Origin of the sequence: Ursidibacter maritimus, assembly GCF_009761395.1 — a bacterium.
GTDB lineage: Bacteria > Pseudomonadota > Gammaproteobacteria > Enterobacterales > Pasteurellaceae > Ursidibacter > Ursidibacter maritimus.
Window position 1 is genome coordinate 162407 of record NZ_LEKN01000001.1, and the last position, 22228, is coordinate 184634.

Below are 22228 nucleotides of genomic sequence, written 5' to 3' on the forward strand. Positions count from 1 at the left end.
CATAAATTAGTTTGATTTTACGCTGATCTTCACACTAACTTGCTCGCCTTTAGCTAAAAGTGAGCTAATTCGAGCGGTTTCAACACATAACATTGTTCGATAACCTTGCTCACTCATTGAACTCGTGACTTTATGCCAAGGATTCCATACGACAATTTGTGAAGCGTTGATATGCTCAACACTGATTTCACGATGATTATCTTGATCTGCAATGATACTTGGTGATTTTTCAGCTGAATAAATTTCATCAACATTTTCGGTAATTTTTCGTGGCGAACTGACCGCTTGTTGTTGCTGTGTCAGAGAATTAAAGCAATCAGAAGGTAGATTAAACACTGCGACTTGCTCAATATCGGCAACATTGAAATAGCTATGCAGAGCAAGTTGAGCAGCTTCTTCACTGAAATGAGTAAAAGTTAGGGTGCAAGTTTCATTTAATAGCATCTTAATTTCAGCATCATTATCGAGCTTGAAAAGTAGCTCAACGCCATCATCTGTGATTTGATATTGGTTCAATGTCCAAAGACGCAAACGAGCAAAACCATGAGCAGGTTGTTTCACTCCACCAAACCAAGGGTAACAAATCGGAATACCACCACGAATTGCATTCCCTTCTACAAAAGGTTCGACTTCACTGAGCCACAATACATCTTGCGAACAATGAGCAGGTTGCCAACTGAATAACTGTGCCCCTTGTAGTGAAATTTTAGCCTGACATTTAGGGTGATTCACTTCAACAACGGGAATTTGATTATAGGTTACGATATTGATTTCAGGGGGAAATGATTGGCTCATGGTTTTCTCCTTAAGCAGTGAGATATTGCTCTTTTTTGGCAAAACTTTTGCTTTTTTATTAGGACACACTGCGTGTGTCCATTTGTAAATACAATAAATTATTACAACCCTAAATTGATTTTTGCCACTTGGATTGCTTCAGCAACACGATCTAAATTCACGCCACCTTTAGCACAACGTTTTGCTAAACAAGAATCCAGGGAGAGAATAGGATAAACATCTTCCGCAATCGAAGAATGGAACTGATTAAATTCCGTAAGACTTAATTCTTCCAACGCCTTACTTTGTGCAATGGCATATACCACCGCTTCGCCCACGATATGATGTGCTTCGCGGAATGGAATGCCTTTTGCAACTAAGTAGTCGGCTAATTCGGTGGCATTTGCATAACCTTGGCGAGCGGCTTCTTTGGTACTTTCGGTATCGACTTTAATATCTTCAAGGACTAACGCTGAAATGTTGATACAAGCCTGCCACGTTTCAAGGGCATCAAAAATACCTTCTTTGTCTTCTTGCATATCTTTATTGTAAGCAAGCGGTAAGCCTTTTAGGGTGGTTAATAAACCTGTTAATGCTCCGAATACTCGCCCTGTTTTACCACGAACAAGCTCACAAGCATCTGGGTTTTTCTTTTGTGGCATCAGTGATGAACCTGATGTCACACGATCAGAAAGCTCAACAAAATGACACTCTCCGCTGTTAAAAATAATCAGATCTTCTGCAAAACGTGAAAGGTGCATCATACTAATCGAAGCCGCCGCTAATAATTCAAGCACGTGATCACGATCTGATACGCTATCTAAACTATTGCGAGTTGCGGTTTCAAAACCGAGATCTTGTGCCAGTTGATCGCGATCGATTCCATAAGCCGTTCCAGCTAAAGCCCCTGAACCGAGCGGACAAGTATTCATTCGCTTATAGGCATCGGTTAAACGGCTATAATCACGTTCTAACATTTCATAATACGCCATACACCAGTGAGCAAAAGTAATTGGTTGGGCACGTTGCAAATGGGTATAACCTGGCATTACAGAAAGCTGATTAGCATCAGCCGTTTCAACTAATTTTTCTTGTAAAGCACGAACAGATTCTTGCAAAGAAAGGACTTGTGCTTTACACCACAATTTCATATCCACAGCAACTTGGTCATTACGGCTTCGCCCCGTATGTAATTTTTTACCGAGATCGCCCACTTTTTTAATCAGTTGCAATTCAACCCAGCTATGAATATCTTCCGCATCTTCTTGCAGTACAATCGCTAAATTGGGTGCAACTTCAGCACGCAACTGTTTTAATGCAGCAAGTAATTGCGTTAATTCGTCTGCACTAATAATACCAACAGAGTGAATGGCTTTTGCCCACCCCATTGAGCCATCAATATCTTGCAAAGCAAGACGATAATCGAAACGTAATGAATCGTTAAAATATTTGAATTGTTGATCTGCGGCTTGTGTAAAACGCCCACCCCAAAGTGCCATACTCATTTCTTCCTTTTGTAAATAAAAAAGCGGATCGCACCGCTTCATAATGGCGTCAATTATTGCATAAATATGCAATTTAATTCAATAATTATTTTACCTTTCTGCCAGCGCAGTTAGATTTACTGCTCCATTCGCTCGAATGACAACATTATCTTCCGCTCGAATACCACCAAACTGCTTAAAGTGATCAATTTTGTCCCAATTAAAGAAACGAGCAAGCGGTGCATTTCGCCAAGGATTTAGCAACATCTCAATAAAATAGAACCCCGGCTCAATTGTGAGTACCATTCCTTCGGCAAGATCACGAGTACAACGTAAACTTCGATAAATATCTGGCGGAGCTTTATGTGTTCCCCGATGATTTTGTTGAAAACCTGCCACATCGTGTACTTGTAAGCCAAGCTGATGCCCTAATCCATGAGGGAAGAAAATACGGCTAATTCCTTCTTCAAAAATTTGCTCGGCGGGTAGTTTAACAAAATCAAATTCACGCAACATTTGCGAAATCCACTGGTGCATTTGCGTGTGATAGCTCAAATAGTTAATTCCCACTTTTAGCTCATCAATGATTGCTAATTTAAATTGCTCCATTTGAGCCACAAGCTGAGCAAATTCGCTTTGTGGATCATAAGCATAGCTACGGGTAATGTCTGAGGCATAACCACAACAAGTTGTACCTGCATCAAGCAAGAAACTGTGGCGAGCTTTTGGTAACTGAGTGTCTAAGCGAGTATAATGCAACACTGCACTGTTTTGGTTAATCGCAACAATGTTGCCATAAGGGACGTTATTATCCGATTGTTCTGTTGCTTGCAGGTAAGCGAGATTGATTTCAAACTCACTTTTCCCTGAGAAAAAGGCATCTTTCGCTGCTAAATGCCCCTTAATTGCACTATATTGTGCTTTAGCAATACATTCAATTTCAAATTCTGTTTTGATCGAACGTTCAAAATGCAGTACATTTAACACTTTCTTAGGGTTGATATGTTCAAAGCCTAAACTTTCTGCCAACGCTACATCATCACCAATAAAAGCACAATGTTGCGGTTGCGTAATATATTGCTTAATTTGGCTAGGTTCAGTTAGCATTTGCCAGTCAAATTCATCGGCAAAAAATGCAGAAACAGGCGGATTAGGCACAACGTGCCAGTAATCTTGCGGTGCATAAAAATAAACTTTCGGTTTATTTTTTCCATCAACAAAAATCCAGCTTTGTTCTGCGGTTGGGTCTGGGAAGAAATAATTAAAATGTGGGTTGATTTTAAAGGGTGCGGTTTGGTCATCTAAAAAATGATATTTCATTCCCCCTGCGTAAATCCACAAGCCATCTAAGCGAGCTAATTCTAACGCTTGTTGGACAATCTGCTGTAATCGTACAATATGTTGCGAAAATAATGTTTTCATCTTATTGCCTTATGTTAAGTAATCAAAAATAATGAACGAAATAACTATTCATCAAACCTTAGACACCTTAGGGCTGCGTTGCCCTGAGCCTGTAATGCTTACCCGTAAAACGATTCGTAATATGGCTGATGGGGAAGTGCTATTTATCATTGCTGACGACCCTGCCACCACCCGCGATATTCCGAGTTTTTGTCAATTTATGGATCATCAACTGCTACAAAGCCAAACTGCATCTGTGCCTTATCAGTACTGGATTAAAAAGGGAGTATAAGCGTTATACTAAAAAGCTGAACCATTATTTTAGCTAAATACATGCTCATCAGTCCAACATAAAAATAGTATAACATCAGCAAATTTTTAATAAGCGACATAACCTGACGTGCTAATTCAATATGACTGTTTTAATATAGTGCCATAAGCAACTCAGACAAGAGAAAAAATGAAAAAGAACAATCTACTCGCACAACGTTTAGCGTTTATTCTCTCGCAATTAAATACACAAGAACGAATCGACATCAATGAATTAGCAGGGGAATTTGATTGCTCCATTCGCACCATTCAACGTGATATCAACGAACGCCTTTCTTTTTTAGAATGGAAAGAGCAAGGCCCACGTTATTACCAAATTGACCGCTCAAAATTAGGCGTATTCAACCAAAGCGAAATTGAACGCTTTGCCAGTTTCGCCAGCATAGCTGATCTTTTCCCTAAAATTGATCGCCAATTCTTCCAAGAAAAACTGGTTGATAGCATTCGCATTAAAGGCTTTGAATATGAAGATATTAGTGGCTTAGAAAAAGCCTTTGATCAAATTCATTCCGCCATCGAAAAACACCAATTTATCCACTTTGATTACATCAAAAGCGGTCAGATTGACGGAAAATTTTACCAAATTGCCCCTTACGCACTGATCAACAAAAACGGCATTTGGTATGTACTCGGCACCGATCAAGACAAACAGAAAACCTTTTGCTTTAAACAGATTAGCAAACTCAAAGTGCTTGATCAAACTTTCGAACCCAATCAACAATTTATAGAAGAGATTAAACAAAACGACAGCATCTCTCACGGCAACCAAATTGCTGAAGTGGTGGTGAAAGTGAACAAAATTGCCGCCCCTTATTTTTTACGCCGCAATTTACTGCCTAACCAACAATTATTACACCGACTCGATGACGGCGGACTACTCCTTTCCTGTAAAAATATCAACGAAATGGAAATCGTTCCCCTTGTGCAGTACTGGATCCCCCATTTGACGATTGTTAGCCCCGACAGGCTACAACATAAAATGATTGAAAATATTCAGCAATATTTAACGAGTAATAACTAAGGAACAACAATGGCAACACTCACTTATTCAAATTATTACAACCAATTCCAAACACTTATTGATAGCAGACAATCTTTTGAGATCTGCGGTGTAAAAACGGAAGATATGCTGGATATCACAGAAGTTTTAGAAAAGTATATTGAAAGCCAATACTTAAAATGCCGAATTTACACTAAAAATCGCATTGTTGCAGGAATGGCAGGATTATTAAACCCTGCATTAGGTATTTTCTCTCTCGCCTCTATCGCTGCACATAATATCTTAACTTACGACCCTGATTATGAAATTGCAAGGGATATTGCAAATAATCGAATTAGTGTAGTGTATAAAAAATCGTAATTGTAATCTTTAACATAGGATATATATGTCAAAAAATTTATTTGATGTGGTTGTGATTGCCACAATGAGTGCAGGAAAATCAACGGTGATCAATGCTCTTTTAGGGAAAGAATTGCTCCATTCTGCCAATCAAGCAACGACAGCTACCATTACCCGAATTCACGATCAAGATCATCTACCTTTCTTTTCTGGAAGTGCTTATTCATACCAAAATGAATTGCTAGAAGAATCTCACAAAATTGATGCTGATACGATGAAAAAGTGGAATGCTGACCCTAATATCAAATTGATTGATATTGCAGGAGATATTCAGGCTTTACACAATGATGCAATGGATATTGTTATTTACGACACACCAGGCCCTAATAATAGCCAAGATGAAAGCCACGAGAATTTAACGATGGAAGTCATTAATGATGGTAATTATGGTTTGATTTTGTATGTACTAAATGCAACACAACTAGGAGTAAATGATGATAAAAGCCTGTTAGAGAAAATCCAAGCTACATTAGAAAAAGATCCACACAAGCAGATTATTTTCTTACTCAATAAAGCGGATTGCTTAGATGAAGAAAAAGGCGAACGTTTAGATAAGGTGGTTGCAAATGCTCAAAAATATCTCATTAACATTGGATTTAATAAACCCACTATTATTCCAACAGCGGCACATTACGCACTGATATTGCAAAAAATGTTAAATAATACACCGCTTACACGCACTGAACGAGCAGATGTCAATATTGCTTTGAACAGCTTAAACGATAATTTGATTATTGCATCTACAATAGAAACGACACAAAAACTCAAAATATTAAATAAATTAAAGAAAACAAAAGCTGTTGGCAGAGTAAAATTTGCTAACGGCACTATTACCAAACAACGCCTAAGCAAGTCAATAATGCGAACTGGTTTTGGTGTTGTACAATATTTATTGCAACAAAGATTATCGAAAACCCCATTTTAATTTATCTACTTACCCATAAGGAAAAGACTATGAGTTACGAAATTCGTATTGAACATAACCCGTTTACTATTGAAACTCACTTTTTTGCTCGCCCTTCACAAGATGCAGAATGGCAAACTCCAGCAGTAAATTCATCGTTAATGCAATATGCAAATAAACGTTTACAACTTTGGATTGAAAACTTCTTTGAAGAAGTCGATCGCAATGAATTTAATGGCTATGGCAGTTTTAATGTGATTTTTAAAGGCGTAAAAGCGGATTATTCTGATGTAAAAATTGCAGCAGAAAAAGCCAAAGAAAAAGGCATTGAAGTTAATGTTAAATGGGAAAAAGCTACCGAAGTTAGTGAGCGTTTGGAGCAAATTAAAGGGTTGATGCAAGAAGCTCAGCAACACCCTATTTTCAAAGAAAAAATCGAACAAAGTAAAGAAATTCAAGCTAATTTTGAAGCTGCATTTAACCGTGATTTTGACGTATATGTGGCAGCAACAATGTCGGCAGGTAAATCGACATTTATTAACGCAATGCTAGGCTGTGAACTATTACCGAATGCGAACCAAGCAACGACAGCTACTATTGCTCAAATCACTGATAATGACAAAATGAAACATAAAGAATTTATTGGTGAACGCTACAACAAAGACGGTGAACTGGTTGATCCACAACAGCAAATCACTCTTGCGACCTTACAAGAATGGAACAAATTAGAAGATACCAAACTTATTAAGTTGGAAGGGAATATTGTTGGTATTACAGAGCGTGAAGATGTCCGTTTGGTTATTAGTGACACTCCGGGGCCTAACAACAGCCAAGATAGAAGCCACTGGAAAACCACCCAAGCTTATATTCAAGATTCCCTACGTAATCCACTGATCTTATATGTATTAAACGCTCAGCACTTGGGGATAGATGACGATAAATCAGTATTATCAATGATTTCCGATATTATGAGAAAAGGCGGTAAGCAGAGTAAAGATCGTTTTATTTTTGTAATTAATAAAATGGATTGCATTGATATTGAGAAAGAAACCACTGTTGAAAAATTCTTAGAAGATGCTCGCGATATTTTGAGAAGTTATGGGATTGATGACCCACTTGTTTATCCCGTCTCAGCATTAAATACAGGATTGATTAGAAGAGAAATTGCTAACGAACAATTAACTCGTGATGAACAAGATTCAATATATAAATGGAAACGAAAATGTTTACCTGATGGCGATTACCCTGGCATTGATTTTGTTGAACATATGCCATTAAGCAGCAGTGCCAAACAGATTTTAGCAAGTCGTGAGGTTGCTCCAGCTGAATACCGTACAGGTATTCCAGCAATTGAGGCGATGATTGATGAATATATTGATAAATATAATTTGCCAAACCGTGTTAATCGTGCCTATGACGCGTTAAAAACCACAATCCAAATCAGCAGTGATGAGCAAGAATTAGTTAGATCATTGAAACTAAAGAAGGATGAATTAGAACGCGTCAAAGAAATTTTAGGAAATCTACGAAATAGTGAACAACTAAAAGCGGATGCCAAAGCTAAGATTGATGGATTGTTGGTTGATAGTTCTTCTCATTCTTCTAGCTATTCTCTCTCTTCTAGCTCTTCTTATTCTTCAGTCAATGGCAGTAACATACTCTCTAAGGAGATTATAAGTCAAATTAGAGATAAAGAAGCCGATATACGAGAAATGATGTCTAAATTTGGGCGTGATTTTAAGGGGGAAGCTACTGTAGAAGAGGCAAAACGCCGAGTGGCAAGCTTGGAAGAAGACGTGAGAAATAAAGCAATGGAATTGCTTTCCTATTTCCCTACTTTAGTAGAAGAAGCACAAGAGAAAGCAAAGAGCAAATTGAAACAGATTTTTGATAAGTTTAATAATAGCTTATTTAATGGCGAGGATTTTAGCAAACTACCATTACCAGTATTGGAAAGTTTAAAACAGACAATGAGCAACTTAGAATTATCAGTGGGAGATAATGACACTTTTTCAACTAGAGATGTAATTGGGAAAGTTAAGTATTTCTCTACATTCAAGTTTTGGACTTGGGGAGATGATATTTATGGAGATGAATATTTTGTTGTAGACCTGAATAAATTCTACAAAACTAAAGACGATAACATTTATCAACACTTAAATGGAATAGTAGAGAATGCCTATAATAAAATTGAAGAAGATACTAAAACTTATCTTAACCAATTTAAGACATTCATTGATGAAGAATATACTGCTGCAATGAATAAAATTACCGAAGAATTGCAAGTAAAAATGGAAAATGAAGAGAAATTAGATCAGCAAATTAAGGACGCTGAACAAAAATTAGATCAGATCAATAAGTTTAAGGAAAAATTAGAACAAGTCATTTCCCTTTAAGGAGAACTAAGATGAAACAGCAATTTATTACTAATTTAAAGAACGGAAAAATTTCTGCTGCACAAAATCGCAAAGAATTAGCAGAACTAGTAAAACAAGGGGGGATTTTCTCCCCATTAGCCGAGCATATTAAAGCCGATTTAAAACTCCAGCACCATTGGGTAAGCCATTATTTCTTTAGTAAGGTCAATTTACTTGCAAATAATTTTTCTCAGGAATTGTGCGAGCATCTAATTCAGGTAAAAGAACGGCTACAACAAATCCCAGAACAAGGATTTGCCGTAGAAAATATGACTGAAACAGTAAACACGACAACTAATTTTACCCAAGAAACACCAAAAGCTAATCAGTATGTTGAGCCAGATTTAAGCCGTTATATACCAAATAGCAAACTAAAAGGCTATATAGACGCACAAGATGTATCCGCAATTCGTGCATTTTTATTTGCAGAATTATCAGACTTCCGCTTAACCATTGAAGAGCTTATACAAGCGGTCTTTTATGTGGAAAAAAATGCAAAAGGCGTATTTGAAGAGTATAAAACCAGTGCTTTTATTGCGGAAATTGAGCAAGATGAGAGCAAATGGAATGGGCGTTATTTTAACTTACAGCAAGGTGATTTGAACCTGAACTTTGCTTTGGTGCGTTTTTTCCATTTGGTAAATGTGCGTGAAACTTTGATGAAGAAAGGCGATCCTGATTTCCAACAAATTAAAGTGGAGCGTAAAGAGCCACAAGTGCAAACTCAAGCTGGCTCGCAACGTACTGCATCACAATCTACACCGCGTAGTCAAACGGGGCAACCCGCACGACAAACAAAGGAACAATCAACAAATAACAGTAATTCCAAAGTATTAGCAGCCATTCTTGCCGTAGGTGGGTTAGTCGCGTTGGCATTATGGAAACTTTTTCACTAAGGAGAAATATCAGTGGCTAATCAAGAAATGTTAAAAATTGAAGAGCAACAAATTCGTCGAAAAGCGTTATCCGCATTGGTTAATGGGCGTGAATTACTCAATAAAAGTTATTTATCTGAATTAGGGCAATTTGATTTACAAACACTAGAGAAGTTCCCATCAGAGGAAATCAAAATCAATTTTGCTACCGATGTACGCATTTTCAAGGTTGAACGAGTAGTATTGGAAAATAAACAATCAATGCTAGAAAGTATGACAGCAGCTTACACGGCACTGGGTACAGCTGGTTATTCTGTGTTCTTATTACTACAAAGTAATGGTTCTGAAACGATGCTCTATCTTGGTACAAGAGGAGCAGCGAATAAAATGCAAGGCGGTACTGCTGGACAATTACTCGATGAAACCTTTAAAGGGCACTTTGCTGGTAGCCAACTTAATCGATTGAAAGGTAAAGAGAGTGAAGAGCTAATTAAAGATTTTGCATCTGAACGCTCATTATCGATCACAGCAGTAACAGGTGTGCCTTCTCTCTCCGTAGAAGAACGTGAGCATTTTATGCAAGGGCTGGAGCATTTTATTGATGCAGCAGAAGGGCGTGAATATCAAGCATTGATTTTAGCTGAACCAGTCTCTGCTCATCAGTTAGATAGGATTCAAGCAGGTTATGAAGGCGTTGCCACTCAGCTTCCCCATTACTCAAACAAACACTTTCTTTTGGTGAAAATGAAAGTGATAGTGTGGGGTTAAGTATCAGTGAAGGCATCAGCCACTCTTTTGGAACAAGTATTGGTCTGACTGAAACTAAGGGAACAAGTTATAGCATCTCTCGTGGTAAAAATATTAGTCAAACCAATGGTACATCTAGCAGCACATCCACAGCAGGTGCTGCTCAAAAAGCAATCGCCGTTGGTTCAACAGTAGCAAATGGTGCAATTCAAATCGCTGCATTGGCAGGTTTATCTAATCCACTTATTGGTATTGGTATCAGCGTAGGCGGTGCTGTGCTAAGTACCGTACTAGGCAGCAGTACAACAGAAGGGAGCAGTTCTTCTACAACCACTGGAACATCCGAAAATGAAACCGAGGGCTCTTCAGAAAGCACAGCAAAATCCGAAACAAAAAACGAAAATACTGCGATAAATAAAAATAAAGCCCATAGTACTAATCAAACTATCGGTTCTAGCCGTCAAATTACTTTAGAAATGACGGATAAAAATATTGAACAGATGTTGAAAAAGGTGGATCAACAATTAGAGCGTGTTAATGAGGCTCGCCGTTATGGTGGTTGGAACAGTGCGGCATATTTTATCAGTGATAACACTGCTGCATCACAATCGCTTGCTAGTATGTTCTTAGGGTTAATGCGTGGGGCAAATTCCAATAGTGAAGATTTTTCTCTTACAACTTGGGATAACACCGAAGTAAAAGGACGCCCAAACAAAGCCTTGGCAAAAGATGTATTAACGTGGTTGGCAAATTTATCTCACCCTCGTTTAACCGCAGAGTTTTCTCAAGGTTTAGGTGTTGGTTATTTGACCCCATCAACGTTGGTATCAGGCAAAGAAATGGCAATTCAACTTTCGCTACCACGTCGTTCTACTTCGACTGTTACGGTAGTGGAAGCGATGCCATTTGGTCGCCGTATCCAAAATGTAAACGGACAAAATGAAAAAGCAGAAAGAGTGGTCAATTTAGGGCAAGTTCGTCATTTATGGCAGGATTTACCACAAAAAGTAGAACTTGATGTAGAAAAACTCTCTAGCCATATTTTTATCACAGGTTCAACAGGCTCAGGGAAAAGTAATACGGTTTACCAACTACTGGATCAGCTCAACCAAAATGATGTGAAATTTATGGTAATTGAGCCTGCTAAAGGGGAGTATAAAAATGTGTTTGGCTTCCGATCTGATGTGAAGGTTTTTGGGACTAATCCTCAAAAAACATCACTTTTACGTATCAATCCATTCAAATTCCCTGAAGATATTCACGTTTTAGAGCATATTGATCGCTTGGTTGAGATTTTTAACGTCTGCTGGCCGATGTATGCTGCAATGCCAGCTGTGTTGAAAGATGCAATGCTTGAAGCCTATCGAGTAAGTGGTTGGAATTTAGAAACTTCTGAAAATAGACATAAAAACCTTTTCCCAAGTTTTAAAGATTTGCTCCAACAGCTAGAAAAAGTGATTAACGAATCTAAATTCTCGCAAGAGGTAAAAAGTAACTATGAAGGTTCTTTAGTAACCCGAGTAAAATCTTTAACAAACGGATTAAATGGGCAAATTTTCAGTGCTGATGAAGTCGATAATCATATTTTATTTGATGAAAATGTGATCGTAGATTTAAGCCGTATAGGTTCGCAAGAAACGAAATCTCTCATTATGGGTATTTTAGTTATGCGTTTAAGCGAACATCGTACTAGCGAAAGCAATGGAATGAATGTGAAGCTAAAACACGTTACGGTTTTAGAAGAAGCGCATAACATTTTAAAACGTACATCAAGCGAGCAAAGTAGCGAAGGTTCAAATGTGGCAGGTAAAGCCGTTGAAATGCTATCTAATGCAATTGCAGAAATGCGTACTTATGGAGAAGGTTTTATTATTGCAGACCAATCACCTGGTGCGGTAGATATTTCAGCTATTCGTAATACCAACACCAAAATTATTATGCGTTTACCTGAAGAAACAGATCGTCGCTTGGCTGCTAAGGCATCCGGTGTAACGGATGAGCAACTAGAAGAAATTGCTAAACTACCAAAAGGCGTAGCTGTTGTGTATCAAAATGATTGGTTAGAGCCGATTTTGTGTAAGGTTGCTTATTTTGAAACTAATGAGCAGTATTTTGAACAACCAGATAAAAGGCAAGAAAAGAAACAAGAACAAAGAAAAATATTCAATGAATGTTTAGCTAAGTTTTTATTTAGTAAAAAATTAGAAAAGCGAGATAAGTTAGACTTTGAAAAAATAAGAAATGTATTTCAGGACTCAACTATCCTTCCCAAACATAAAAATAAGTTATTAAATATGTTAAATACATTAGAAAAAGATCCTGATGCAAATATATTGGATTATTCAGATAAAGAATTAATAGGATTTTATTCTTCCATAACAGATGAATATATTTCATCAAAAGAAGAGTTTTTCAAACTATTAGGATAATATATTTTTAAATAAGGAATTGTATTATGAATGAACTAGGTAATTTTAATAAAATAGATATTTCTTCTGAGATTAAGGATTTAAAAGATAATTCAGATGATAAAGATTTACATCCTTTTCCCAAAGTAGAGTTGCCAGATACTGACGATATAAGCGGTGATTTGGATAGTGGGGATCTGCATCCTTTTCCCAAAGTAGAGTTGCCAGATACTGACGATATAAGCGGTGATTTGAATGGTGGCGATTTATACCCTTCTCCTCAGGTAGAACCTCTTGATATCGCTGAAGATGATCCTCGTATATGTTATATTGCTCCCACAAATATGGATTCAGAAAAATTACTCGAATCATTAGAAAATCGAGACTTAACTCCGATTACTGATGAAACAAAGGAACGATTAAGAGAAAATGGGTGGCCTGAGGAGATCATTGAAAACTTAACCAGTGAAGAAGAAGTTGAGATTTATGAAAAAGCAGGGCTAAAACCAATGGAAATCAATGGTAAATGGTGTTTGGTTCGAACAGACATTGATTATGACCAAAAAGATGAGCTTGGAAGAACAAATCTTGAAAGAATGGAGCAGGGATTAGCTCCATTGGATAAAAATGGAAAACCAATTGAACTACACCATGTTGGTCAAAGTAGTGATGCTCCGTTAGCACAGCTAACCCAGAAAGAACATAGAGGAGATGGAAACGATGCTATTCTTCACGATAAAGCTATTGAATCAGAAATTGCTCGTCCTAATTTTAATCAAGAGCGTAAAGAACATTGGAAAGCAATGGCTGAAGCAGTAAAAGAACAACAAGCTAATAATGATGTCTAATAATGGGTAATAGGAGAAAAAAATGTGTGATTTAAAAAATAAATTATTGACTGAAGGTATTAGTCTTCACACTGCAAACCAAGCTGAGATCGATAGTGCTGAGCAAAAACTAGGCTGTTCTTTTTCTGTAGAATACAAAACTTTTTTGGTTAATATAGGGGCAATCTCAGCTAATGGAGAAGAATTCTATGGCTTAGGTATTCCTGAAAATAGCTATCTCAATGTAATCAGTGCAACATTGGCATTGAGACGTGAATTTCCTGAACTACCTATAGAGTGTGTTGTGCTTTATTCATTTGGGGATGGACACCAATATTATTTATACGATAACAAGCATTCCAATATTTTGTATTTTAATGAGTTTAAATTCCCAGAAGATAAAGAAATTCCTGATTCTCTAAATAAATTAATTGAAAATTTAATTTTTATGAATTAGATTCTATTCACTGATAAATTCAAACTATATTTAAGTTGAGCCAATCAATCAGATTGGCTCTATGATTTATCAACTAGAATACTATCTTAAACCCTATCCATAAATTTAAATAATCAGTTGCCGTTATGCTATTAGAACTAGAATCAACCTTCAAATTCCACAAAGAATCTTTTAATGACAATTTCCGCTTACGAGTTTATCGTTCTCTAAGCTGGTTAAAGAAAGCTGAACAAGATGCAGATTTAGATAGTCAGTTTATTTCATTATGGATTGCTTTTAATGCCGCTTATGCTCGTGAGCTAGACGAGCAAAGAGATAGAGCAACATTTAATGAGTTTTTATTACGAATTTGCTCATTTGATAATGAGAAAACGATCTATCACTTAGTTTGGAAAAAATTTCCTCAATATATCCGCTTGTTGTTGGATAACCCTTTTGTTTTCCAACCTTTTTGGGATTTTCATAACGGAAAAATCCCAGAAAAAGAGTACCTAAAATTAGAGATAAAAGAGCGTGAACGTTTTTTCTCCGCTTTAGAAAATCAAAAAACAGAACGTATTTTAGATGTGATGTTTGGTCGCCTTTATACATTACGAAACCAAATTATTCACGGTGGTGCAACTTACAATAGTCGAGTTAATCGAGAACAATTACGCGATGGTTGTAATGTTTTAAAACTGCTCATTCCAGCAATGTTACAAATTATGATGGAAAATCATTCTGAAATTGATTGGGGTAAGCCGTTTTATCCCGTAGTGAATGCAAATAACATTACATAAAATATAAGGAAACCCGAATTATGATGCCATTTAATGAACCATTAAGAGAATGTTGCCCTAAATGTGATTGGAAAAGTGATGTATTGATGACTTCTGATGTTGTATATGTATTTTATGGTAATTGTCCGAAATGTGGCGAAGAAACAGTAACTCGAAAATTATCTTTTGTTGAAAAAATTCAATTCTCACCATTTCTAAAAAAATTTCCAAAGATCTAATGGTGCAAGATATGCACATATAGATTATTGACGATGTTTCGGACACACTGCGTGTGTCCATTCATTAAATACCCCAAGCTATAGGTTGCTAGTAGCTTAAAAGGGAGGATTTATTCACATTTATAAAAAATTTTTCCCCACGACACAACCTGACGTGCATAAACATTTCTCTTAGGTAACAATAGGCTTATTACAAAACAGTACTTTTACCACAGAGGAATGCTATATGACAGATATAACCCCATCTCTATCAGATAAAACAGAGAAAGAAAAAGAGCTAGACAATCTTAAAATAGAGCTCTTGTTATCTAGTATTAAATTATCTCAAGATTTGCCAGATACATCACCGTTGAAACTAAAAGCAGTTAAATGTGAAATGACTTTTGGTGATGAAAATTGGATTGCCCGAAAAGCGATTGAATGGCAGAGAAAAGGTTGTTTAAAAAAGCTAAACAAATTAAAAAAAGAAGCCCAAAAAGAATTAGAGAAATTTATATCCATACTCGATCAAATAAATGGTATCTATTTATCACTTGGGGTATCTCAAATTCCATTTGAAAATATGCTTCCTGATACGGAATTTCAATTGAATCCTTCTGTTGAAAATACTAATTGGGGAATAGAATTTGAAAATTGTTTAAATCAATTTGTTCAAACTATTGAAAATACAGGTGAAACGGTAAATTTAGCAGAGCAAGAATCATTTTCATTAAATAGGATAAAACATATATTGGGAGCTACTGCAGGTGATATTATTGGTTCAGATGTTGAATTTAATGACTACAAGGATGACGATTCTGAGTTATTTGTGTATCAAAGAAATTTTAATATTGTAATTAGGTGTGATTATAAAGTATCACCTATAATATTATTACTAGAGAGGATAAAGTCATTATCATTATTTCTATTGATAATTATTTATTTAGGTGGCTATATCTACAAGAATATATTAAGTTAGGAGAAAAATATGTTTGGAGCAATTACAGGCGATATTATTGGTTCACGTTTTGAATTTAATAATTATAAGGGTGTCGATTTTGAATTATTTACATCTGAATGCTGTTTTACTGATGATACGGTTTGTACTATCGCTATTGCAGAATGGGCGTTGAACAATTACCAAGATGATCTTGTTGCGATAGTGCGTAAATGGGGAAATAAATATCCTTATGCTGGCTACGGTGGTACTTTTGTTCGTTGGTTAAACCCGAATGTTATTCCTGTACCTTATAACAGCTGGGGGAATGGTTCGGCAATGCGAGTTTCTTCAGTGGGCTGGCTTTGCAATGATATTGATACGGTATTAGAGCGAGCAAAACAATCTGCTGAGATTACGCATAATCACCCAGAAGGCATTAAGGGGGCACAAGCGGTGGCTTCGGCAATTTATTTTGCAAGAGCAGGTAAAGATAAGGCGTTTATTAAAGACTTTATTGAACAGCTTTTTGCCTATAACTTAAATCAGACTTGCGATGAAATTCGCCCTGTTTATGAGTTTGATGTCAGCTGTCAAGGAAGTGTGCCACAGGCTATTATTGCTTTTTTAGAAAGCCGAGATTTTGAAGATTCAATACGTCTTGCAGTATCTTTAGGTGGAGATTCTGACACTATTGCTGCAATTACAGGCTCAATTGCAGAAACCTTTTATCAAGGCGTGCCAGAAGAAATCAAAGCCAAAGCGGTAACTTATTTACCTCAAGAGTTTTTGGATATTTTACGACAAGTAGAAGAGCGTAAATGATTTAGGAAATCCCTTACACACTATCAATGTTAAGCACCCGACAGATTCGGGCGTTATAAAATATGACACTTATTATGTTTAAGCCACAGGCACTTCCATCAGCAAAATTTCTGCATTTTCAGATAATGCAGTGACATCAAAAGATTGTGTGTCCCATACAGCTAAACCATCTCGTTCATTGAGTTCTTTGTTGCCGATTTTCGCATTTCCTTTAATAACAAATACATAAACACCGTTATTTTCTTTATGTAATTGATACGTTTTACTGTGGTTAAGCTCAAATTTTGCTAGTGAGAACCAAGCATCTTGGTGAATCCAAACGCCTTCATCATCAGGATTGGGTGAAAGAATTTGCTGGAAATCATTCGGTTTAGCTTGGTCAGCAATGGTAATTTGTTGATAACGAGGTTCAACATTGCGTTTATTCGGAATTACCCAAATTTGTAAAAATGTAACCGCTTGATCACGATTTGCATTCATTTCGCTATGGGTAATACCAGTGCCTGCGGACATTACTTGAATATCGCCATTGCGAATAATACTACCATTTCCCATACTATCTTTGTGAGCCAAATCGCCAGACAAAGGAATTGAGATAATTTCCATATTATTATGGGGATGAGTACCAAACCCCATTCCACCTTCGACAAAATCATCGTTGATAACACGCAACGCCCCAAAACCTAAGCGTTCAGGATCGTAATAATTTGCAAAACTAAAAGTATGACGGCTTTTTAGCCAACCATGATCAGCATTGCCACGAGAGTCAGCTGAGTGATAAAGATATTTCATTGTAAGTCCTTCATTTTGTATCAACTTAGGGACTATTCTATAATTTCACCTATGCTAGATAAAGGCATTAAAAAGCAATAGACTCTTTCCTATATAGAAATAATAAGTTTGTTACCGCTGTAATCTCACGCCAAAATGATTAGCAACTTTTCTTTCTGAACCTTGTAACAAAGGTAGCGCGGAGATACGTTTATTATCAATCACCATTGTCGAACTTCCCCCGCCATCTAAATTCAATGCGTAAGTTAGATTTAGCTGGGTCGCTAATTGTGCTAATTCATCCATTGTCATTCCACGATAGGTAAGCTGTCGCCCCTCAACTACAACTAAATAGAGCCAGTTATGCTTTTCATCTAACCCAATCATTGTTCTTGGATGCTTACCCGTAAAAATATCTTGCGAACAACCAATTTTGTCACGTGTGGAACATTCAAATTTACCTGATTTTTCACTGTAATAATGCCACCCTGCGAGTGCTAATTTCCAGTTAGGCTTAGCAGAAGTAATACGATTTATTGGATCAATATGGCAACGATTATTGGCGGTACAAGCCAAAAAAGAGCGAGCTAAGGTGTCATTGCTTTTTTGCCATTTTTTAAATTGAGAGATATTTAAGCCAAGAGGCGATAGATCTTTACGGAAAAAGCTCCCATTAATTGCCACATTAGTTTGATATTTTTCAGCAAATTCAGAAACAGTTAATCCCTGATCTTTTGGTAATGTCGTAATCATTTCAAGATGAGGACAATTCAGATTGATCTTACTGATATGAATAACACCATTTTCGCTACGATTTTCAATGCAAGATGAGTTTGCTTGAGCAGTAAAGCTCAGTAAGAGAATAAAAAACAAAAAAAGAGATTTCATTGGCATAGTATAGTCAATTAACATAAAAATAAAGAATCACTCCCTGCTCATCAATATAAACAAGTTCATAATCTTGATGAGGCTACAGCTTCTTTAGTTTATGGTTACGCTAAGGGCTATGGCATAATTTTGTAACACAGATGAAGATAATGTAGGGCTTTTTGTCTGAGCGTTACTTAATATGACATGGGGAATATTGTAACATTGTTTTTATTCATTATTGTGGATAAATTATTATAGTGTTTATATAAATATGACTAGCTTATTTAGTAAAATTTCTTATTAAATCACATACTTAATAAGAGCGATTATCAATACCTTGGAATGGCTTGATCTGTTTTTTGAGATAGATCACAAAACTGCTTTTTTTATGTTAAGAAATTGTAAAAAGTGGTTATAAACCATAAGAAATAATGGCAAAATATCTGCAAATTTTAGTTGATGTATTTATATTCCCAAGGAGGAAATTGTGCAAACTATCAATGTTGATGTTGCCATTGTGGGCGCTGGTGGTGGCGGTTTACGAGCTGCAATTGCAGCTGCGGAAGCAAATCCAAATCTAAAAATAGCTTTAATTTCAAAAGTTTATCCAATGCGTAGCCATACTGTTGCGGCAGAAGGGGGAGCTGCTGCGGTAGTTAAAGAAACTGACTCTTATGATAAACACTTCCACGATACCGTTGGTGGTGGTGACTGGTTGTGCGAACAAGACGTGGTAGAGTACTTCGTAGAGCACTCTCCAGTTGAAATGACTCAACTTGAACGTTGGGGCTGCCCTTGGAGCCGTAAAGAAGATGGTGATGTAAACGTACGTCGTTTCGGTGGGATGAAAATCGAACGTACTTGGTTTGCAGCCGATAAAACAGGTTTCCACTTATTACATACCCTTTTCCAAACATCAATTAAATACCCGCAGATTATTCGTTTTGATGAACATTTTGTTGTAGATATTTTAGTTGATGATGGTCACGCTCGTGGCTGTGTCGCAATGAATATGATGGAAGGAACTTTCGTCCAAATCAATGCAAATGCAGTTGTTATTGCAACAGGCGGTGGCTGTCGTGCATATCGTTTCAATACCAATGGTGGTATCGTAACAGGTGATGGTTTATCAATGGCTTATCGTCATGGTGTGCCATTGCGTGATATGGAATTTGTACAGTATCACCCAACAGGTTTACCAAATACCGGTATTTTGATGACTGAAGGTTGTCGTGGGGAAGGCGGTATTTTAGTGAATAAAGATGGCTATCGTTATTTACAAGATTATGGTCTAGGACCAGAAACTCCAATCGGTAAACCAGAAAATAAATATATGGAATTAGGTCCGCGTGACAAAGTTTCTCAAGCATTCTGGCAAGAATGGCGTAAAGGCAACACATTAAAAACAGCAAAAGGTGTTGATGTCGTACATTTAGACTTACGTCATTTAGGTGAAAAATACTTACACGAACGTTTACCGTTTATTTGTGAATTAGCAAAAGCTTATGAGGGTGTAGATCCCGCTAAAGCACCAATTCCTGTTCGTCCAGTTGTTCACTATACGATGGGGGGTATTGAAGTTGATCAACAAGCCGAAACTTGCATTAAAGGCTTATTTGCAGTCGGTGAGTGTGCATCATCAGGATTACACGGCGCTAACCGTTTAGGTTCAAACTCACTAGCTGAATTAGTCGTGTTCGGTAAAGTAGCAGGTGAGATGGCAGCTCAACGTGCAGTCGAAGCTAGTCCACGTAATCAAGCAGTAATTGATGCACAGGCTCAAGATGTATTAGAACGTGTTTATGCGTTAGCTCGTCAAGAGGGCGAAGAATCTTGGTCACAAATTCGTAATGAAATGGGTGACTCAATGGAAGAAGGCTGTGGTATTTATCGTACACAAGAAAGTATGGAAAAAACAGTCGCTAAAATTGCAGAGTTAAAAGAACGTTATAAACGTATCAAAGTAAAAGATAGCTCAAGCGTATTTAACACGGACTTACTCTACAAAATTGAGCTTGGATATATCCTTGATGTTGCTCAATCTATTTCATCATCAGCAGTTGAACGTAAAGAATCTCGTGGTGCTCACCAACGTTTAGACTATGTAGAGCGTGATGATGTAAATTATTTAAAACACACTCAAGCATTCTACAATGCAGATGGTGCACCAACGATTAAATATAGCGATGTGAAAATTACTAAATCACAACCTGCAAAACGTGTTTATGGTGCAGAAGCGGAAGCACAAGAAAAAGCGGCAGCAAAAAAGGAGTAACAGAAGATGACTAACCAAAGTAAAATGACAGTCGAAGTGCTTCGTTATAACCCTGAACAAGATAACGAGCCATTCTTAGCTAAATATGAAGTACCTTACGATAGCCAAACTTCACTACTTGATGCACTTGGCTATATTAAAGATGAATTAGAGCCAGAGTTATCTTATCGTTGGTCTTGCCGTATGGCGATTTGTGGATCTTGCGGGATGATGGTAAATGGCAAGCCAAAATTGGCTTGTAAGACCTTCTTACGTGATTACAGTGGTTATATGCGAATTGAACCGCTTGCAAACTTCCCGATTGAACGTGATTTAGTAGTTGATTTAAGCCACTTTATTGAAAGTTTGGAATCTATCAAGCCATATATCATTGATAATAAAGCACCAGAATTAGATGGCAAACCTCACCCATCAGCAGAATTAGCGAAAAGTCGTACAAAACAAACTCCAGCACAACTAGAGAAATATCGTACATTCTCAATGTGTATTAACTGTGGTTTATGTTACGCAGCTTGTCCACAATTTGGTTTAAATCCTGAATTTGTTGGTCCTGCCGCATTAACCCTTGCTCACCGTTATAATTTAGATAACCGTGATAATGGTAAAGCGGAACGTATGAAAATTCTAAACGGCAAAAATGGTGTTTGGAGTTGTACTTTCGTTGGTTATTGTTCAGAAGTTTGTCCAAAACACGTTGGACCAGCATCTGCTGTAAACCAAGGCAAGATTGAAAGTGCGAAAGACTATGTATTTGCAATGTTAAAACCGCAGAAGTAAGGAGAGTAAGATGACAACAACAGCCAGTAAACGCAAAAAATATGTGCGTGAGATTAAACCAACATGGTGGAAAAAGTTAGATTTTTACAAATTCTATGTCTTGCGTGAAAGTACATCAGTACCAACTGTTTGGTTCTGCTTAGTTTTACTCTATGGATTAGTTTCTTTAGGTAAAGGCACTTTTGAAACTGATTTCGTGGGATTCTTACAAAACCCAGTGGTAGTTATTCTAAATATTATTACCTTAGGGGCGGTATTATTAAATAGCTTTACTTTCTTTGGCATGGCGCCACAAATGATGAATATTATTGTCAAAAATGAACGCATCAACGTGACTTTAGTTTCTCGAGCTTTTTGGGGAATTACCGCATTTGTGAGCTTACTTGCTTTAATTTTAGTATAAGGGGAATAAAATGGATAAACTTAACCCAAAACGTTCGAATGAACCAGCAGTATGGTTGTTATTCGGTGCTGGTGGTGCAATTAGTGCGATCTTTTTCCCTGTGTTAGTGTTAATTCTCGGTTTTTTATTACCATTTGGGATTATCACTCCAGATAATATTATTGCATTTGCGCATACTTGGATCGGAAAATTAGCTATCTTAGCATTTTTAATTTTCCCGATGTGGTGTGGTATGCACCGTATCCATTTAGGATTACATGATTTTAAAGTACACATTCCTGCTGGTGCTTGGATTTTCTACGGATTATCAGCCCTTTATAGCGTACTTGTATTCTTTGCTGTAATCAACTTATAGTTTCTGTTAAATAAAA

General features: G+C 36.9%; 23 protein-coding genes. 18 read left to right on the top strand and 5 right to left on the bottom strand.

What is annotated here, in order from left to right; genetic code table 11:
• Nucleotides 1–6: 6 nt before the first annotated feature.
• From A1D26_RS00810 to pepQ, 3 genes are all read right to left on the bottom strand, one after another.
• Nucleotides 7–795 carry a D-hexose-6-phosphate mutarotase gene (locus tag A1D26_RS00810; RefSeq protein WP_157402234.1) on the bottom strand — a complete coding sequence of 263 codons (789 nt, stop codon included), beginning with the start codon at nucleotides 793–795 and terminating at the stop codon, nucleotides 7–9.
• 101 nt (nucleotides 796–896) lie between these two features.
• Nucleotides 897–2273 (bottom strand): argininosuccinate lyase, encoded by a 1377-nt coding sequence (argH, locus tag A1D26_RS00815; protein ID WP_157402420.1) that lies wholly within the window; start codon nucleotides 2271–2273, stop codon nucleotides 897–899.
• A 96-nt stretch (nucleotides 2274–2369) separates the two neighbouring features.
• Nucleotides 2370–3680 carry a Xaa-Pro dipeptidase gene (pepQ, locus tag A1D26_RS00820; protein WP_157402235.1) on the bottom strand — a complete coding sequence of 437 codons (1311 nt, stop codon included), beginning with the start codon at nucleotides 3678–3680 and terminating at the stop codon, nucleotides 2370–2372.
• A gap of 31 nt (nucleotides 3681–3711) precedes the next feature.
• Here pepQ and tusA point away from each other — a divergent pair, with 31 nt between their 5' ends.
• The 14 genes from tusA (at nucleotide 3712) to A1D26_RS00885 (ending at nucleotide 16761) form a co-directional block, all read left to right on the top strand.
• Nucleotides 3712–3951 carry a sulfurtransferase TusA gene (gene tusA, locus A1D26_RS00825; protein ID WP_157402236.1) on the top strand — a complete coding sequence of 80 codons (240 nt, stop codon included), beginning with the start codon at nucleotides 3712–3714 and terminating at the stop codon, nucleotides 3949–3951.
• Nucleotides 3952–4119: 168 nt separating this feature from the next.
• Nucleotides 4120–5010 (top strand): helix-turn-helix transcriptional regulator, encoded by an 891-nt coding sequence (locus tag A1D26_RS00830; RefSeq protein WP_157394900.1) that lies wholly within the window; start codon nucleotides 4120–4122, stop codon nucleotides 5008–5010.
• A gap of 9 nt (nucleotides 5011–5019) precedes the next feature.
• Nucleotides 5020–5349 (top strand): hypothetical protein, encoded by a 330-nt coding sequence (locus A1D26_RS00835; RefSeq protein ID WP_157402237.1) that lies wholly within the window; start codon nucleotides 5020–5022, stop codon nucleotides 5347–5349.
• Nucleotides 5350–5374: 25 nt separating this feature from the next.
• Nucleotides 5375–6313 (top strand): dynamin family protein, encoded by a 939-nt coding sequence (locus tag A1D26_RS00840; protein ID WP_157402238.1) that lies wholly within the window; start codon nucleotides 5375–5377, stop codon nucleotides 6311–6313.
• 29 nt (nucleotides 6314–6342) lie between these two features.
• Nucleotides 6343–8688, top strand: coding sequence for a dynamin family protein (locus A1D26_RS00845; protein WP_157402239.1), 2346 nt, complete (start codon nucleotides 6343–6345; stop codon nucleotides 8686–8688).
• Nucleotides 8689–8699: 11 nt separating this feature from the next.
• Nucleotides 8700–9605, top strand: coding sequence for a hypothetical protein (locus A1D26_RS00850; protein ID WP_157402240.1), 906 nt, complete (start codon nucleotides 8700–8702; stop codon nucleotides 9603–9605).
• Nucleotides 9606–9617: 12 nt separating this feature from the next.
• The gene (locus tag A1D26_RS09515) at nucleotides 9618–10352 is read left to right on the top strand and encodes a hypothetical protein (RefSeq protein WP_198303013.1); all 735 of its coding nucleotides are present in this window, start codon (nucleotides 9618–9620) and stop codon (nucleotides 10350–10352) included.
• Nucleotides 10343–12760 (top strand): ATP-binding protein, encoded by a 2418-nt coding sequence (locus A1D26_RS00855; protein ID WP_198303015.1) that lies wholly within the window; start codon nucleotides 10343–10345, stop codon nucleotides 12758–12760. The genes A1D26_RS09515 and A1D26_RS00855 overlap by 10 nt, the downstream gene beginning before the upstream one ends.
• A 26-nt stretch (nucleotides 12761–12786) precedes the next feature.
• Complete coding sequence (locus A1D26_RS09520) at nucleotides 12787–13587, top strand: HNH/ENDO VII family nuclease (RefSeq protein WP_198303017.1); 801 nt, start codon at nucleotides 12787–12789, stop codon at nucleotides 13585–13587.
• 22 nt (nucleotides 13588–13609) lie between these two features.
• Entirely contained in the window at nucleotides 13610–14023 is a 414-nt protein-coding gene (locus A1D26_RS00865) for an SMI1/KNR4 family protein (RefSeq protein WP_157402241.1), read from the top strand.
• Nucleotides 14024–14148: 125 nt separating this feature from the next.
• A complete protein-coding gene (locus A1D26_RS00870; protein ID WP_157402242.1) occupies nucleotides 14149–14802 on the top strand; it encodes a HEPN domain-containing protein in 654 nt (217 codons plus the stop codon).
• Between the two features lie 20 nt (nucleotides 14803–14822).
• Nucleotides 14823–15020 carry a hypothetical protein gene (locus A1D26_RS00875; protein ID WP_157402243.1) on the top strand — a complete coding sequence of 66 codons (198 nt, stop codon included), beginning with the start codon at nucleotides 14823–14825 and terminating at the stop codon, nucleotides 15018–15020.
• Nucleotides 15021–15246: 226 nt separating this feature from the next.
• Nucleotides 15247–15978, top strand: a complete 732-nt coding sequence (locus tag A1D26_RS00880; protein ID WP_157402244.1) for a hypothetical protein — start codon at nucleotides 15247–15249, stop codon at nucleotides 15976–15978.
• A 9-nt stretch (nucleotides 15979–15987) separates the two neighbouring features.
• Entirely contained in the window at nucleotides 15988–16761 is a 774-nt protein-coding gene (locus A1D26_RS00885) for an ADP-ribosylglycohydrolase family protein (protein ID WP_157402245.1), read from the top strand.
• Between the two features lie 78 nt (nucleotides 16762–16839).
• Here A1D26_RS00885 and A1D26_RS00890 read toward each other — a convergent pair whose 3' ends face one another.
• Nucleotides 16840–17553, bottom strand: coding sequence for a pirin family protein (locus A1D26_RS00890; RefSeq protein ID WP_157402246.1), 714 nt, complete (start codon nucleotides 17551–17553; stop codon nucleotides 16840–16842).
• A 111-nt stretch (nucleotides 17554–17664) separates the two neighbouring features.
• Complete coding sequence (locus A1D26_RS00895) at nucleotides 17665–18420, bottom strand: phosphodiester glycosidase family protein (RefSeq protein ID WP_157402422.1); 756 nt, start codon at nucleotides 18418–18420, stop codon at nucleotides 17665–17667.
• A 469-nt stretch (nucleotides 18421–18889) separates the two neighbouring features.
• On the opposite strand from A1D26_RS00895, the gene frdA reads away from it, so the two are divergent.
• The 4 genes from frdA to frdD are packed head-to-tail and all read left to right on the top strand — an operon-like array spanning nucleotide 18890 to nucleotide 22212.
• Entirely contained in the window at nucleotides 18890–20677 is a 1788-nt protein-coding gene (gene frdA, locus A1D26_RS00900) for a fumarate reductase (quinol) flavoprotein subunit (protein WP_157402247.1), read from the top strand.
• 6 nt (nucleotides 20678–20683) lie between these two features.
• The gene (locus A1D26_RS00905; protein ID WP_157395306.1) at nucleotides 20684–21454 is read left to right on the top strand and encodes a succinate dehydrogenase/fumarate reductase iron-sulfur subunit; all 771 of its coding nucleotides are present in this window, start codon (nucleotides 20684–20686) and stop codon (nucleotides 21452–21454) included.
• A gap of 10 nt (nucleotides 21455–21464) precedes the next feature.
• Entirely contained in the window at nucleotides 21465–21857 is a 393-nt protein-coding gene (gene frdC, locus A1D26_RS00910; RefSeq protein WP_157402248.1) for a fumarate reductase subunit FrdC, read from the top strand.
• Between the two features lie 10 nt (nucleotides 21858–21867).
• Entirely contained in the window at nucleotides 21868–22212 is a 345-nt protein-coding gene (gene frdD, locus A1D26_RS00915) for a fumarate reductase subunit FrdD (RefSeq protein ID WP_157402249.1), read from the top strand.
• Nucleotides 22213–22228 lie beyond the last annotated feature (16 nt).